The organism is Litorilituus lipolyticus, from assembly GCF_006439335.1.
GTDB lineage: Bacteria > Pseudomonadota > Gammaproteobacteria > Enterobacterales > Alteromonadaceae > Colwellia > Colwellia lipolytica.
Genome location: NZ_SAWY01000007.1, coordinates 50,818 through 67,356 on the forward strand (window position 1 = coordinate 50,818; position 16,539 = coordinate 67,356).

Genomic DNA, 16,539 nt, shown 5'->3' on the forward strand with positions numbered 1-16,539 from the left:
TTTTATACTCGTTTTTCGTCAAAAACTGCACTATTAGCAATTTTTGATACTTGATAAGGGTTAGCTCATTACAAGGAACTTGAATGTATTTATTGGAAGTGCGAGCAAAAATAGGAGACACAAACCTACAATACAATCTACCTAATGGATTTTCCTTAAATCTTTATAGAGAAACAGAATCGTACTCAGCAGAAACATGGCTTATAGTATTAAGCCAAAGAGCTGCACTATTAAATAGCATAGTTAAGTTCAATGAAATCAATTTCACTAAATGGGTTGATACATTTAGCGTATCAAAAGCTAGGCTAGGTTTATCTGTTTGCTTCCAAACAGAAAAGTTTATCTGTCCTCCCTTAGATTCTCCAATTCTCACCCCTTCGATAAACGATAGTCAAAATACCTATGAGAAATTAGGTAATTTTGATGAGATTGAAAAAGCATTACACTCCAGAAGGAACTCTGTGATATCAATAAACCACCAAGCAAACCCTGACACTATTATTAAAGAGCTAACCCACTTTATTAAGAGAGAATCTCTTTGGTGTAAATCAATCAATAAAGTTAGTGGCAAGCGAACTAGAGGCTTTTACGGACCTGATAAAACTTATGAAAGGATTAAACCAACCCGTTTCAAACGCATAGTAAATAAACATAACTTTGATGAACTAATTAGCTACCAAGTACTTGCATATATTGATCTGACTTTATATGCATTGATATGTAATAAAAAGTACGGAAATAAGTATATGGATTCACTTTTATTTCCTAAAGAGAACGAAGGAAACATCCAAACGAAGAAGGTGGAGAGAGTGACTCAAAACCTAGCAAATGCTGTATTAATGCATCAATTCCTATCTGACTTAGCCTCCTCTACTAACACCTCCCCCCAATAGTTACAGCCCTATTTCTGGGGACCCCGTATATTTATCAACATGGTTAACTATTTACATCAATTAAACAGGAGTAAATAGCATGAACATAAATGAACAATTCTTAAAACCTGAAGAGGTCGCGAACTGGATAGGCGTAACAGCAAAGACTTTAGCCGTATGGCGTAGTGAAGGTCGTTACAATTTGAAGTTCGTTAAAGTTGGCGGGCGCGTCCTATACCCACAATCAGAAGTACTCAAATTTCTAGAAAGCCGATTGATGTCTCAAACACAATAAATAAGCCTTATATCTATTAAGGGGGTATTAGTGCAAATGATACAGGTAATAAACACATGGTTAAAAGAACTAGTAGGAATAGGTGTAGTTCTAGGCAAGATAATATACAAAGAGTATTTTCACAACCTTTGACCTCAAGACGGAGCCGTATAGGTATTTCTGAGATGTTTATAGATAAGTTGTCATTCACCTTTGATATAGAGCCTTCAAAGCGCTCTCAGGTACTCAGAAACCTAGGTATCAATGTGCAAGAAGACATTGATGCAATATTAAGTGGTAGAAAGCCTAATATAGCGGGTTGTCCTGAACTTTGGTTTAAAGATAAACGATATGCAGTTACGCATAAGATAAGTGTAGGGTTAGGCTGTGATGGAAACCAAGTTCAAGATGACCCTACAGAGGATTCTAATTTGTTGATTCAATTTGCACCCAAAGGTCTTAATATGAATTTTGTCAGGGTTGATGTGAACCGAAATAAATCAGATTGGCCTTTTGTAGTTGACCATTTAACCTCAATTGTAGGAGAGTCTATAGAATGCATATTTGATAAGTGCAGGATTACTTTACTAGAAACCACCTTTGATATTTATGGGGTACTCCATGAAAATTTGTTTGTGTATGGAATGAGTACAAGCAGGGGGATTACTCATTTTGATGGGGGAAGTAATTTCTATTTTGGTTCTAATGACTCCTCTCGAATGTATGTGCATTACGATAAGGAAAAGCATATTAAGTACCTGAACTTAAAAAGGTTAGCTGATGGAAAGGAGGCTTTGCCAGAAAAACCAACTACTAGAATAGAAATTAGGCATAAAAGAGGGGAGCAACGAGAAGCCATAACTTTTCATAGTGCTTTGGAACTGCATAAACACTTTAGTCCTATTTCAATTTTCTATGTGCCGAAAACTAGCAGAGGCTTTACCATTGAAGAAAGGCTTCGGTTACAGCTTGCAAGGCATGAAAGTTTAATAGTTGTTACAAGAAAGATGAAAAGAGGAGAAAGAGATAGATTTATTCAAAAATTAGAAAAGTACAAATTGGTTAGATTTCAAGAGATAAATTTTGAAGAACAACTAGCAAATGCATTGAATCGTTTAGTTGATTTCTAGTGTTCTTCGATCTGAACAAATGTTGTACCCTCACTTCGGGGCAACCATCTCATCACCTATATAGATAACAAAGCTAATATAGCCATACGGGATAATCGACCCTGGAAAATAGTGTTATCTAAATTAGAGTTTCTGCGGCAGTTTATTGCTGATTAACCCATTTTAAATGAACTATATAATTTTCTTTGTTTCTTTATAAATACTCAATATATGCCTTACAAGTAAAAAGTGTGTGGTAAGAATTAGCGTAAACAGATTACTGTTAATGACTTCTCAGTGCGCGTAGTTGACGTTAGCTTAAATTCTTTTGCCATATATTTTCTAATGTTTAATCAGTTAAATTAAAATGATTAAAACTGATATATTATCAAATATTACTTAAAGCGTATAAACGCCGTTATTGAACAGTAAAATTAGCGATTAAAATATGGATGGTTGAAAAATCAATATGAGATTACCTACATTTGAATACAGACAATGGTATCAAAAGGAATTAAATACTTTTGAGGAAATAGAAAAAATCTTATTAAAAAAGGAAATTAGTAATTCTGATATTTGTTATAGAGGTATGGCTGATTATAACTTTGTAGGTATTTCTACATTTTATAGATATTACCTACAACAAAACACTCAATTAAAATGGGAAGATACAAATGTGGGTCATAACACAATAATACCCTTACCCGTTATTGATGATTCAGAATATAGTAGTCAGTCATTAGAGATCTTAGATGTGTTTTATCAAAACCTATTGTCATTAGGTTCAAAAAAGCTATCCTTGAATACGATAGCTTACCTTGCACAACATTATGGTTTACCAACAAATTTAATTGATTTTTCTGCTGACCCAAAAGTGGCTTTATATTTTGCTTGCCAAGAGTTTCCAGAACAAGATTGTATAGTTTATGAATACGATATCTATAAATTTGTTAAAAATATGTATTCATTCTTTAAAAGCGGAGGGCATCGAAGTTTTGTATCTAAGCCTGATGGCTCTGTGATGACTAATGAAGAAGTTGCTATATTAATGAAAGATAAAATGACAGTTATAGATCGTGAGGTTGCTATATCAACACCGATACTTAAATTGGATGAAATAGTCTTCAGTCAAAGAATACTTAATCAAAAAGGTACTTTTGTTTATATAAATGAACCTACTTTGTTAGATCAAATTATGTACACATCTTCATCTGATACCTATGAATACGGTAGGAAGCTTTATAAAATACCAGCAAAGTTTAAAGCCGAAATTCTTAGCTATCTAAAGATTCAGGGTATTGATTTTGATTTTCTATACCCAAAAACTGATGGCGATTCAAATCTAAGTACAATAACGGCTGCCGTTGATAAAACAAAAAAAATGTTATCAATACCATAACCTGTTATCACATTCACATTTATTTGATTGTGAAGGAGGACTCATAATGAGCGTTATATTTAATGGTAGAAATTTAAAATGGAAATGAATAAAGAGCTAGATATTGTAACTTATGAGGATTTTCATATTCTTAAAGCAATGTGGCAAAAGGAAGATTTAACAAATGCTGACATTAGGAATACAGGCACAATACTTCGTAGTTTCCTTATTTACAATACTTTACAGCAGGTCGCCAACCCAAGAAAGTATAAACTGGAAATTGAAGGACCTAATAATAAACCTATTGAAAAGGCAAACAAAAAAGGACGAATTGAATTCTTCCAAAGTGGAGGGACTACGGTTCTAGGTATCTATTTATCAGCATTTATTGTAAATAAAGGTGCAAATGCTGTTTGTTTAGATAATTACCATCCTGACCAAAGAGAGACTCTTAGGTTAAGTGCTTTTCTAAAGCAACCCGTATTTTTTATTAACAAAGAAACAGTAACAAGGCAGCAAGTCATTGCTTATGTAGCCAATAAATCAGGAAACGCACATTTTGATAAAAAACGAAAAGGTGTTGATAAAACCATCGATTTAATTCGTTCAGCGGTTTCAATGAGTATTAAAGAAGGAGTTCCTACATTTGGTTTTGACCTTAAATTTTTAAAAGAACCTAATTGTGAGTTTATTATAAACCCAAATGAATTAGATCCTATCTTTGTTGAAACTGCCGCTACAGCGCGATTCATCACAGAAAGCCCTGTTATTTTAGGGTTAATGGATAATATCAAAAAAGAGCATAACCTTTAATTTATCTAAGGAGCCAATAATGGTGTGGGATATTAGGGTGTGAACGATACAAAATCTAATCCGAATTAACTTTAAACCTCCATCTATTAATGTCCGCAGTGTGGTAATAGCTAACACTAGAAATTTAGATAAAGTAATGTCTAAGGTGGCCTATAAGTGGCCCAGAAAATTTATGTTTGCAGTTACTTACTAGAAAAGTAAGAAAAGATGGTGGCCCCTCAGTGACTTGAACACTGGACCTACCGATTATGAGTCGGGCGCTCTAACCAGCTGAGCTAAGGGGCCAAATTTACTTATTTGAAATAAATAAAACTTTAATCAATCGCTTTTGGGAAAAGCTCTTCATTAAAGCGCGTGCAGTATAAGCATTTTTATTTTTATTGTCACTATCAGAATTATAATTTTTTCTTAATTCACTTCTGATTGGCGCATTATTAAACAAAAGCTTAAATAACGTTTAACAAAGTAACAGCAAAAAGCGTACTGCCTTCATGCTATTACTTTGTTTAATTCTATTGTGCTTATTCTCACTTCTTAGCAATTAGCTTACTACGCATCAAGAAAACCATGCCAACCATATAAGTAAATAAGAAGCCAAAACTGCCACCACTGCTAGATTTAGGTGCTGGAGGTTCAACAGTAACTGGTGCCGTAACCACTGTTACAGTAAGGGTATCGCTACTTTGTGCACCTTTGGTATCAGTTGCAGTTAAAGTGAAGCTTAACTCTCCAGCTTGTGAAGGAGCGACAAAGCTAGCTGTTTGTTTATCACCGTCTGATATCGTTACGTTAGTGCCAGCAGTTTGCTCCCACAAATAAGTTAATTCATCATTTTCAGCATCAGTAACTGAAACAACCGAAAGGGTTACTGTTTGCCCTGTGTTTACCTCAAAGTTTTCAGCAATAACAACAACAGGTGCAGTATTACTATCATCATCTGAAATGCTAATCAACATACTCGTATTAGCTCCTAAATCATTATTTTCATTTGATGATAATACCAGTGAGAATTGCTCAGTTTCTTCTTCTATATCGTCGTCAATAATGGCTAAGCTAATAGTCTTATTGGCATTATCACCATCTTGCCAGGTAAGAGTACCAGAAGTTTCTTCAACATCTTCATTAATTGTAGCGCTGCCACCATGGAGGGAATAATTGACAGACAACTCTCCTGAGCTACTACCATCCCTAGACACTTCAACAGTTATATTTTGCTGGTTCTCTGGGAATGATTGCTCACTTTGAATAAAGCTTGCAGCGCCTGTATCAATCTCACCGGCAATATTTACCGTGGTATAGGAAGGCGAAGCAATAGCTGCACCATTTGTTGGGTTATATAAACGCAGGTAAAATGATTCTTCAAACTCTGTCGATACATCTGCAGCAGCGATATCAATAGTAATAGTTTTAACAGTATTATCATTTGCTTGCCATGTTAATGTCCCGTTACTTACCAAAAAGTCTTCACCTGATTTTGCGCTACCTTCAAAAACTTCATAGTTAACTGAGACCGTAGTGGCGCTATCATTACTCGCTGAACGGTTTACATTAAGCGTTAGTGTTTCACCTTGCTCTGTTGATACCGCAGCAGTTTCAAATGAAATAGTACCTTGGGTTGTCGCCAACGTATTATCTTTAAGAACATATAAGCCACTATTAATATCACTTATTAGAATATTACCTGAAGGTAAGTAAGGATAAGTTCCCCAAGCACCATTAAAGCTTGCGCTGTTTGATGGCGTAAAAGTATCAAAAAAGCCTATTTCTGTTGGTGTTGCAGGGTCTGTAATATCTAAAACGGTTAAACCACGTTCATAGTTAGACATATAATAGCGATTTCCTCGCACGAAACCATTATGATCAATGGCTCGTGTTGAACCTGTCCACTGGCCAACTTGTTGAGGATTAGCTAGGTCGCTAATTTCAAATATTCTCACGGTAGAGTTTAAGCCACCTCGGTATTCATCAAATTCATCGTGAAGAAAAATAAACTGCTGATCTTCAGTGCCCCAACCCGAATGAACATATTGGTTTGCTTTAGATACATCATTATATTCAGCACTACCTAATAGCTTGGCATTATTCACTTCTGTAATGTCCCAAAGCTTCATTTCTTTTTCATTAAAATCAATAAAAATATCGCAAGATTCAGCATCAGACTGACAATCATTTTTCACGCGTTCATCTGTTATAACTATAGATGAGCCATCATGGGTATAGCCATTGCCTGCTGAGTTATTGGTTAATAAACTCAAAGTTTCAGGGTTTTCTAATGAATAACTATGAAACGCTCCCGAAAAGGTATTTGCACCTGTTAATTGTAGGCTAGGTATTTTGCCAGGTAATGCAGTATTTAAACTATGATCGACATTTGTGATGTAAACATTATGGGCCTGTGCAACAACTTTACTTCTTTTAACTAAGCTGATTGAGTGAGGTAAATGATTCAAGTCAATAATATGAACATAGTCTGTTGTGCCATCTAATGTTGCATAAGCATATGCGCGCCATAGGTTTATGCTTTCATCAAAATATTGGTATACCTTGATGTCTCGCCACATATCTGACTTACCTGCTATAGTGCCTACTTCGACAGGGTTACTTGGATCGGTAACATTAACCACAGCCACACCGTTTCGTAAGCCTACAATGGCGTATTCATTATGATTATTTAAATCTACATGTCCCCATATGTCGCTTACTGAACTTGGTTTAGTTGAAAAATCACTCAGTGCCATATGGGATAATAGATCAATGTTATGACATTCAAAGGCGCCCGCCAGATTATTCACACAAGTTTGATTTTTTTGGCTTTGGTTAAGCATGTTATAGGCAGCTAGCTTCTCTTGAACGGCTTCATGAAAATCTCTTGATTTTCCATCTGCAATAACCGAAAAGCCTTTTTTACGTAAACTCGCTACAAGTTCACTTGGCACTCCAGATAAGGTAGTAACATTACTGTTAGGGCTTTGGCTTTGAAAGTGATCAAAGCGGTTATAGCCGCCTAACACTGGTACGATCTCACTTTTCAAATAAAATAATTCTTCACTCGAATTAATGACATATTTGCCAGCAGAAATTAATACTTTATCTCCCTTGTTCGCTTGCTGAACTGCATAAGCTATTGACTTACAAGGACGAAGTACATTATCACACTTCCCTAGATCTTGCCCTTCTACAGAAACAAACCTTGCTTTGTCATGCTCTGAGTGAGCTAATAGGCTAGGTGATAAAAAACTAGAAATTAGTCCAGCGGTTATCGCTAGGCTTGATAGTTTACGGTGCAAATTCAGCATAATATTCCATTATTTAATTATATGGGTTTTTAAAGTTTTTAGTGCATTTACAGCGATGCACCTGTGCTTAGATAATAAGCTATTATATAATCACGTTCAAAATGTTACAATATTGTTAATTTATACTTTATACAGCAAAGCCAACCTCTTTGCTATAGCTAACTGATGGTAACCAAGTTGATGTTATTTTCTCCACTTAATCGAATTTTAATACTAGCATTAATTTTTTTCCTTGCTGCCTGTGACGGTGCTCTCAAGGAAAAAGCAAAAGCTTTCAATTCAATAGAGTTCACACCTCACTTTAACGGTGAATCTCTGCAATGCAATCGTGATTTTGCTATGGGTAACTCTCAATGGCAGTTCAATCAACTACAGTTTTTTATTAGTTCAATAGAAATTAAAGTTAATGACATATGGTTAAAACCTACCTTAATAAAATCATCTTATCAAACTGAAGAAATCGCGTTATTAGGCGAATATTGTGCAGATACCAACCAAGAAAATTGGCAATTAGTTTTTAATGATATATACGAACAAGCCAGCCAAATACGCTTTACTCTCGGATTACCTTTTGCCGTTAACCATTTAAACCCACTAACTCAAGAAAGCCCATTAAATATTCCATCCATGTTTTGGGGTTGGCAAAAAGGGCACAAGTTTTTACGATTAGAAATGACTTCGGCCAATGAAAGTTGGTTATTTCATTTGGGCTCTGTTGGCTGTAAAGCAAGTAGCCCACTTAGAGCGCCAAAGCAGGAGTGCTTATATCATAATAGATATACTTATCAACTGCCTATTTCAAAAACAAATAATAAAATTTCTTTTGATTTATCAGCTTTAATACAAGGCATAAAACTCTCTGCTGAAACCAGTTGTCAATCCTCACCAGAGAATAAAAATTGTCAGCAATTAATCAAAAATTTACTCAGTGAAAATAGTCTTTTTACTCAGCCTGCTCATTACAAACAAGAGTCGTTATAATGAACATATTGGTAAAAACTATTCTCATCATAGTATTAACGTTCCTTGTAGTTTCTTGCTCTAAAGTCGACACTAACAAGCCTTATCGTTGGGATATTATTAGTGGGTTCCCTAAGCCCCATGTACCAGCAGATAACCCCATGTCAGAAGCGAAGGTCACGCTTGGCAAGTTTCTTTTTTATGATAAAAATCTTTCAGCAAATAAGCAGCAATCATGTGCCAGTTGTCATTTACAACAAAATGCCTTTGCCGAACCATTAAAAACCTCTATTGGCTCTACAGGTCAACAACACAGACGCAACTCCCCTGCTCTGGTTAATATTGCTTATAACAAAACACTGACTTGGGCTCATGATGGCTTAACCTCAATTGAACAACAAATCATATTACCCATGTTTGGTGAAGATCCCATTGAGCTTGGTATTACCCATCATGAAGCAGCCGTATTGCAGCGCTTTCAGCAAGGTGAGTATGTTATGTTATTCAAGCAAGCTTTCGCCATAGAAACGCCAAAAGCTATCAGCTTTGATCTAATCAACAAGGCTCTTGCTAGTTTTGTCCGCAGTTTAATCTCGCTGAATTCACCTTTTGATCAGTATGCTTATGCAAATGATGACAATGCAATTTCAGCTTCAGCTTTACGTGGTATGAACTTATTCTTTTCAGAAAAATTAGAGTGTCATCATTGTCATGGTGGCTTTAATTTCACCCAATCAACTAGCCATGAAAAGCAACTGTTAGACAGACGCCCCTTTCACAATACGGGGTTATATAATGTTAATGACAGTTATCCTCAGAAGGATATTGGGTTAGCTGAAATTAGCACACTTTCGCGTGATAATGGTCGTTTTAGGGCGCCTACATTAAGAAATATCGAAGTTTCTGCACCCTATATGCACGACGGTAGTATTGCAACGCTTGATGAAGTATTGGAATTTTACGCACAAGGTGGTAGAAACATAACCAACGGTACGTTCCTTGGCGATGGCAGAAAAAACCCATTAAAAAGCCCTTTCGTGAAGGGCTTTGAAATGAGTGAACAAGATAAACAAGATTTATTAGCTTTTCTAAAATCACTTACGGATCAGAAATTCCTAAGTAACCCTAAGCATGCTAAACCTTAAGTTAGCATTAAAAAGCGACGCTAATACCTGCGGCTAACTCTTGCTGCACCCATAAATCACTCGATATTGAAATCAAGCAGTTTTCTTCATTACAAAAGATAGTACTGTCTGAATTAAAAAATGTACCATAAAGTCGTCCTGATAAATGCAAACTAATATTTTCAGAAACAGGTATTTTGCCAATCAAGCCTAAATTCATAGAAAATCGAGTTTCATTATCTAGCTGATTATCTTGTGGAGACATATGAGTAAAGCCCAATCCACCAGCTACATGCCAAGTAGCAAAACTTGATTTAGAAACTGTGACATTACCACCAACATGAGCATAGGTAATAGCAAGCTCATCATCTGTTGGAATAAAATCACTATGCTGAGAAAAATTTGTTGAGTAATGGCTAATTAATACTTCACCTTGCCTGTTGGAATCAAACTTCCATGCGGTAAGTAAACCAAAACTTGTTGTTTCTTCAAGCTTTAAACGCGTGGTTGAATCGTCTTCACCATAATCAAAATCACCACCAAATCGATATCCGGCAAATGGTGTAATTTCAAAAGTTTTGGTCTCTTTTGCAACAACAGGCAATGCCAGTAGTGCTGACAAACAAACAATGCTTAACGTACGCATGTGTATTCCTTTATTTTTAATTATATGCTTAGTAAATCTTATCTTGTTTAATGATTGAGTAGAACCGTTCATTAGCTTTTTTTCCCCGTAAAACAAAAAAGAGCAATTTAACTTACGCTAAATTGCTCTTTATTATCATTGTCACTCGGCGTCTAGCACCAAAGTTTACTCACCGTCTAAGAAACTCTTCAGTTGCTCAGAACGTGATGGGTGGCGTAATTTACGCAATGCTTTTGCTTCTATTTGACGAATACGTTCACGGGTAACATCAAACTGCTTACCTACCTCTTCTAAGGTATGATCTGTATTCATATCAATACCAAATCGCATTCTTAATACTTTTGCTTCACGCGCTGTTAAGCCAGCTAATACTTCATGCGTAGCACCTTTAAGGTTTTCAGATGTCGCAGAGTCAACAGGAAGTTCACCACTACCATCTTCAATGAAGTCACCTAAGTGCGAATCTTCATCATCACCGATTGGTGTTTCCATTGAAATAGGCTCTTTCGCTATTTTTAATACCTTACGAATTTTATCTTCAGGCATTATCATACGTTCTGCTAATTCTTCTGGCGTTGGCTCACGTCCCATTTCTTGTAACATCTGACGTGAAACACGATTTAACTTGTTAATGGTTTCAATCATATGCACAGGAATACGAATAGTACGAGCTTGGTCAGCAATAGACCGAGTAATTGCTTGACGAATCCACCACGTTGCATAAGTAGAGAACTTATAGCCACGGCGATATTCAAACTTATCTACCGCTTTCATTAAACCAATATTACCTTCTTGAATTAGATCCAAGAACTGTAAACCACGGTTAGTGTACTTTTTAGCAATTGAAATAACTAAACGTAAGTTAGCTTCTACCATTTCTTTTTTAGCACGGCGAGCTTTCGCTTCACCAATAGACATTCTACGGTTAATATCTTTAATACCGTGAATATTTAAGAAAGTTTCTTCTTCAACTTGGTTAAGTTTGTAGATACAACGCTCTACATCAGCTTCAATATCACTTAATTTTGCTGAGTAAGGATGGCCAGCCGCTTTTTCTGCTTCAAACCATTCTTTTGATGTTTCATTACCTGGGAAAATTTTAATGAAGGTTGTTTTAGGCATACCAGCACCAACAACACAGTGCTTCATGATTAAACGCTCTTGAACACGTAGTCTGTCCATAACACTACGCATATTCTTCACTAACTTATCAAATAATTTAGGAATTAATCGAAACTCTTTAAATACTTCTGCCACAGCATCAATTGCCGCTAAAGAGTCTTTATGGCCTCGGCCATTCTTTTCAATAATGGCATTAGCATTTTCGTGAGCCGCTCTTAATGCATTGAATTTTTCACGTGCTAACTCAGGATCTGGACCTGTATCTTCTTCTTCTTCATCATCATCACTGTCACCATCAGAACCTGCTTCATCGTCTTCATCTGCAAGATCTTCTTTTGATAACTCTGAACCAACATGCGTTGCAGCAGCTGCAACATCATCATCTTCAGCATCAGGGTCTAAAAAGCCAGAAATAATATCAGTTAAACGTATTTCTTCTGCTTCAAAGTTATCCCACATTTCTAGTAAGTAATTGATTGCAGGTGGGTATTCAGAAACACTACGTTGTACTTCTTTAATACCTTCCTCGATACGTTTAGCAATGACTATCTCACCTTTACGGGTTAATAGCTCTACAGTACCCATTTCACGCATATACATACGCACAGGATCTGTTGTTCGGCCAATCTCACTCTCTACTGTAGCAAGTGCCTGAGCCGCAGCTTCGGCTGCATCTTCATCGGTATTCGCTTCACTCATCATTAGGGTGTCAGTATCTGGTGCATTTTCAAATACTTGAATACCCATGTCGTTGATCATTCTTACAATGTCTTCAACTTGGTCTGAGTCGATAATGTCTTGAGGAAGATGGTCGTTAACTTGCGCAAACGTTAAATAACCTTGTTCTTTACCTTTGGTTATTAAGTCTTTAAGTCTAGATTGAGGAGCTTGATCCATTGACGAGTGTCCACCTGTATATTAAAAATAGGATAGCAAAGTATGTGCATTTAAACGCTAGCGTGCACAATAAAGCCGAAAATTATAGCGAATTTTTTGTACTATTTCTAGTTAATTATGTTGTCTTTACATACTTACTAATTCAAATTCTTCACGCAATAATTGCTATTAAGTATAGCAGTTAGCAACATAAATATTGCTAAGCATTCAATATTGCTTGAAGCTCTTGTTTTTCTTCATTAGTCATTTGCCCAGAACGCGCTTTTTGTAGTAAAAATTCGGCACGTTGTTCGACAAAGTCATTTAGTAACTTCTCAATACTATCGAGAAAGACTTCTTCGACAGCTTCCGGTTCAACATGATGTTGCCAGCACATTAATTTTGCTAGCTGTTTACCCTGAGGCGTGTCTCTATATCCTTCTAATAATTGGGCTGTTTTTATATCAGGCCTTTGCTGACAAACCTGTAATAGCTCAATTAATAAAGGAATGCCTGGCGTATCGAGTGGTTGCAACACTGAAATATCAGGCAATGCTGTGACGATATGGGGATTCTCAAGCAATAATGCAATAGCTAATCTTACAGGGGTGACTTTAGATGACGTTTTTTGTTTCTTAACTTTTTGATTGGGTTGAATATTTTTATTTAATTTAGCTAAAAATTGTTCACTACCTGTACCAAATTTATTGGCAATATCATTTAAAATAGCATCTTTTAGTACGCTAGCTGGTAACTTCGCTAGGTAAGGTTGAAAAGATTCTACCAACGCAGCACGTCCCTCTAAAGAGTTCATGTCGACTTGTTTCATCAAATGATCAAAAAGGAATTTAGATAATGGCATTGCTGAATCAAGGATTGTTTCAAATGCTGCCTGGCCCTGCTCACGAATGAGTGAGTCAGGATCTTCACCATCAGGTAAGAAGACAAACTTTAAAGAGAAGCCATCTCGGATCAAGGGTAATGCATTTTCCATAGCGCGCCAGGCCGCATCTCGCCCTGCTCTATCACCATCATAGCAACAGATAACTTCTGTCACAGTTCTAAATAATGTTTGCAGTTGCTCAGGTGTAGTTGAAGTACCCAGTGAAGCAACGGCATAATCCACGCCATGTTGAGCTAAAGCGACAACATCCATATACCCTTCAACCACCACTAAACGCTTGAGTTGCTTGTTCGCTTGTTTAGCTTCGTAAAGACCGTAAAGTTCTTGCCCTTTATGATAAATGCGTGTTTCTGGAGAGTTTAAATATTTAGGCTTTTCATCACCAAGTACTCGGCCCCCAAAACCAATAACGCGTCCACGTTTATCACGAATTGGGAACATAATGCGACCACGAAACCGATCATAAGGTCGGTTTTTATCACCTTGTATCGCCATTCCTAAATCAACCAATTGCTGACTTACTTGCGGGTTTTGGCCAAAAGTTTTCATCATGCCGTCCCAACTATCACTGATATATCCCATGGCAAAACGCTTCACCACTTCGCCACTTAAACCACGTCCTTTTAAATAACTTATAGCGACATCTTTATCATGAGCTTGTTTTAATTGTTGTTGGTAAAAGCGACTCACCTGCGTTAGCAGTTCATAGTCATCTTGTTTTTGTTGGTAAACCTGCTGCTGTCTTCGTTGCTCTGCTGGACTTGCATGATTTTCTTCTCTTACGACTTCCATACTGCAATGTGAAGCAAGCTCTTCAACTGCATCAATAAAATCTAGTCGATCAAACTCCATTAAAAAGGAAATAGCATTGCCGTGCTCACCACAACCAAAGCAGTGATAAAACTGCTTATCTTGGCTCACGGTAAATGAGGGAGATTTTTCACTGTGAAAAGGGCAGCAAGCTTGGTAGTTCTTACCTGCTTTTTTTAGAGGCACCCGACTATCTACTAGCTCAACAATATCAGCTCTTGAGAGCAAATCATCAATAAATTGTCGAGAAATACGTCCGGCCATTAAAGTCAAAACTCATGAGAATGAAGAGGCAATAGTCTACACAAATTGCAGGCAATAAAAAACCGCAATCACAACATGATTACGGTTTTATCAAGTTCTTTAAAGCTATGCGTTTAAGGCTGCTCTCACTTGGCCGCTAACTGCGCCCATGTCCGCTCTACCTTGCATTTTAGGCTTTAATATAGCCATTACTTTACCCATATCTGCCATTGATGCAGCGCCTGAGTCAGTAATCGCTTGTTTTATTAAGAGGGCAATTTCGTCATTGCTAAGCGCTTGTGGTAAAAAGTCTTCTAAAGCTTTCACTTCAGCAGCTTCTTTATCAGCTAATTCATCACGTCCACCGTCTTTGTACATGGCAATAGACTCTTTGCGTTGCTTAACCATTTTAGTTAAAACTGCAATGATATTTTCGTCTGTTGCTTCGGTATCGTGATCAATTTCAGCCTGCTTAACAGCTGACAATGCCATGCGAATAACGCCAAGACGTAATTTGTCTTTAGCACGCATGGCATTTTTCATTTCATCTTTTAATTGAATTAAGAGACTCATCTATAAGCTCTATCTTCAAAAAATTACTAAGGTAAACTTAGTACATGCGAACGCGACGAGCGTTCTCACGAGAAACTTTTTTAGCAGCACGTTTAACAGCAGCTGCTTTCTTACGTTTACGTTCCCAAGTTGGCTTTTCATAACATTCGCGACGACGAACTTCTGAAAGGATACCTGCTTTCTCACATGAACGCTTAAAACGACGTAATGCTACGTCAAATGGTTCGTTCTCTCTTACTTTAATTACTGGCATGTACTTTATTACCTTAGTATATATCTATATAAATCGATGAATGTCTTCGGTTTTTATTATTTAGGATAACACCATAAAAACCTTAACTTCACCCGCTCTATTAAAAATGGGTGACGTATTCTACTACTAACCGCGGGTTGGCGTAAAGATCAATTTTACTTTTATCACCTTTATACTGGTTTATAGCTTTTGAACAAGGTAAAATCGCCGCGATTAATTTTCACCCAGAGAGCAAATTTATGCGCATTTTAGGCATTGAAACATCATGTGATGAAACCGGTATAGCTATTTATGACGATAAGTTGGGCATTATGTCTCATCGCCTGTATAGCCAAATTGCGGTTCATGCAGATTATGGTGGTGTTGTGCCTGAACTTGCTTCTCGCGATCACGTGAGAAAGACCATTCCGCTCATTAAAGAAGTGTTAGCAGAAGCTAATTTAACTCCGCAAGATCTAGATGGCGTTGCTTACACTGCTGGGCCAGGGCTTGTTGGTGCTTTATTAGTGGGCTGTTCAATTGGCAGAAGTTTAGCTTATGGTTGGAATCTACCTGCGATACCAGTGCATCATATGGAAGGACATTTACTTGCTCCTATGCTAGAAGACAATGTACCAGAATTCCCTTTTGTGGCTTTACTGGTCTCTGGTGGTCACACCATGCTAGTTCGCGTTGACGGTATTGGTGAATACAAACTGTTAGGTGAATCAGTTGATGATGCTGCTGGCGAGGCATTTGATAAAACGGCCAAGCTACTTGGCCTTGATTACCCTGGTGGTCCTGTACTTGCGAAGATGGCTGAACAAGGTGAAGTGGGTCGTTTCAAGTTACCTAGACCAATGACTGATAGGCCTGGGCTTGATTTTAGTTTCAGTGGTTTAAAAACTGCCGCAGGTACTTTAGTGAGAAAAGAAACTGAACATTTAAGTGAGGCTGAAAAAGCGCAAACCTTTGCCGATATCGCTAATGCCTTTCAGCAAGCGGTGGTTGATACCTTAGCGATAAAATGTAAGCGTGCTCTAAAACAAGAGGGGCTGAAGCGACTAGTCATTGCTGGTGGTGTCAGCGCTAACACAAGCTTGCGTGAGAAACTTGCCATAACTACAGAAAAACTTGGTGGTGAGGTGTTTTATCCTAGACCTGAATTTTGTACTGATAATGGTGCAATGATTGCTTATGCTGGTTTACAACGTTTACAAACAGGACAATTAGAAGAGCTAACTTTCAAAGCTAAGCCAAGGTGGCCTCTTGACACACTACCGCCAGTTGATATCAAAGCATAATCA

The 16,539-nt window shown here is 37.1% G+C and carries 14 protein-coding genes and 1 tRNA gene; 8 read left to right on the forward strand and 7 right to left on the reverse strand.

Going from position 1 to position 16,539, the window contains the following annotated elements; translation table 11 throughout:
- Nucleotides 1–83: 83 nt before the first annotated feature.
- The 5 genes from EPA86_RS03845 to EPA86_RS03865 all read left to right on the forward strand — a co-directional run bounded on the left by EPA86_RS03845 (nucleotide 84) and on the right by EPA86_RS03865 (nucleotide 4,446).
- Nucleotides 84–893: a DUF6387 family protein gene (locus tag EPA86_RS03845; protein WP_140602077.1), complete on the forward strand. Its 810-nt coding sequence runs from the start codon at nucleotides 84–86 to the stop codon at nucleotides 891–893.
- A gap of 79 nt (nucleotides 894–972) precedes the next feature.
- Nucleotides 973–1,167, forward strand: a complete 195-nt coding sequence (locus EPA86_RS03850) for a helix-turn-helix domain-containing protein (protein WP_246058243.1) — start codon at nucleotides 973–975, stop codon at nucleotides 1,165–1,167.
- A 245-nt stretch (nucleotides 1,168–1,412) separates the two neighbouring features.
- On the forward strand, nucleotides 1,413–2,276 hold the full coding sequence (locus tag EPA86_RS03855) for a hypothetical protein (RefSeq protein ID WP_140602079.1): 864 nt from the start codon (nucleotides 1,413–1,415) through the stop codon (nucleotides 2,274–2,276).
- 448 nt (nucleotides 2,277–2,724) lie between these two features.
- Nucleotides 2,725–3,654: an FRG domain-containing protein gene (locus tag EPA86_RS03860; RefSeq protein WP_140602081.1), complete on the forward strand. Its 930-nt coding sequence runs from the start codon at nucleotides 2,725–2,727 to the stop codon at nucleotides 3,652–3,654.
- Between the two features lie 78 nt (nucleotides 3,655–3,732).
- Entirely contained in the window at nucleotides 3,733–4,446 is a 714-nt protein-coding gene (locus EPA86_RS03865; RefSeq protein ID WP_140602083.1) for a hypothetical protein, read from the forward strand.
- Between the two features lie 208 nt (nucleotides 4,447–4,654).
- Here the strand turns inward: EPA86_RS03865 and EPA86_RS03870 are convergent.
- A tRNA-Ile gene (locus EPA86_RS03870) sits at nucleotides 4,655–4,731 on the reverse strand.
- 242 nt (nucleotides 4,732–4,973) lie between these two features.
- Nucleotides 4,974–7,742: a choice-of-anchor B family protein gene (locus EPA86_RS03875; RefSeq protein ID WP_140602085.1), complete on the reverse strand. Its 2,769-nt coding sequence runs from the start codon at nucleotides 7,740–7,742 to the stop codon at nucleotides 4,974–4,976.
- A 180-nt stretch (nucleotides 7,743–7,922) separates the two neighbouring features.
- Between EPA86_RS03875 and EPA86_RS03880 the strand changes: the two genes are divergently transcribed.
- Entirely contained in the window at nucleotides 7,923–8,723 is an 801-nt protein-coding gene (locus EPA86_RS03880) for an MbnP family copper-binding protein (protein ID WP_246058257.1), read from the forward strand.
- The gene (locus EPA86_RS03885; protein WP_140602089.1) at nucleotides 8,723–9,847 is read left to right on the forward strand and encodes an MbnH family di-heme enzyme; all 1,125 of its coding nucleotides are present in this window, start codon (nucleotides 8,723–8,725) and stop codon (nucleotides 9,845–9,847) included. Before EPA86_RS03880 ends, EPA86_RS03885 begins: the two co-directional genes overlap by 1 nt.
- 7 nt (nucleotides 9,848–9,854) lie before the next feature.
- On the opposite strand, the gene EPA86_RS03890 is transcribed toward EPA86_RS03885, so the two are convergent.
- The 5 genes from EPA86_RS03890 to rpsU all read right to left on the reverse strand — a co-directional run bounded on the left by EPA86_RS03890 (nucleotide 9,855) and on the right by rpsU (nucleotide 15,253).
- Nucleotides 9,855–10,472, reverse strand: a complete 618-nt coding sequence (locus EPA86_RS03890) for a hypothetical protein (protein ID WP_140602091.1) — start codon at nucleotides 10,470–10,472, stop codon at nucleotides 9,855–9,857.
- 165 nt (nucleotides 10,473–10,637) lie between these two features.
- On the reverse strand, nucleotides 10,638–12,491 hold the full coding sequence (rpoD, locus tag EPA86_RS03895; protein WP_140602093.1) for an RNA polymerase sigma factor RpoD: 1,854 nt from the start codon (nucleotides 12,489–12,491) through the stop codon (nucleotides 10,638–10,640).
- Between the two features lie 199 nt (nucleotides 12,492–12,690).
- On the reverse strand, nucleotides 12,691–14,448 hold the full coding sequence (gene dnaG, locus EPA86_RS03900) for a DNA primase (RefSeq protein ID WP_140602095.1): 1,758 nt from the start codon (nucleotides 14,446–14,448) through the stop codon (nucleotides 12,691–12,693).
- Between the two features lie 105 nt (nucleotides 14,449–14,553).
- The gene (locus EPA86_RS03905) at nucleotides 14,554–15,000 is read right to left on the reverse strand and encodes a GatB/YqeY domain-containing protein (RefSeq protein WP_140602097.1); all 447 of its coding nucleotides are present in this window, start codon (nucleotides 14,998–15,000) and stop codon (nucleotides 14,554–14,556) included.
- A 37-nt stretch (nucleotides 15,001–15,037) separates the two neighbouring features.
- The gene (gene rpsU, locus EPA86_RS03910) at nucleotides 15,038–15,253 is read right to left on the reverse strand and encodes a 30S ribosomal protein S21 (protein WP_076420232.1); all 216 of its coding nucleotides are present in this window, start codon (nucleotides 15,251–15,253) and stop codon (nucleotides 15,038–15,040) included.
- A gap of 239 nt (nucleotides 15,254–15,492) precedes the next feature.
- On the opposite strand from rpsU, the gene tsaD reads away from it, so the two are divergent.
- A complete protein-coding gene (tsaD, locus tag EPA86_RS03915) occupies nucleotides 15,493–16,536 on the forward strand; it encodes a tRNA (adenosine(37)-N6)-threonylcarbamoyltransferase complex transferase subunit TsaD (RefSeq protein WP_140602099.1) in 1,044 nt (347 codons plus the stop codon).
- Nucleotides 16,537–16,539 lie beyond the last annotated feature (3 nt).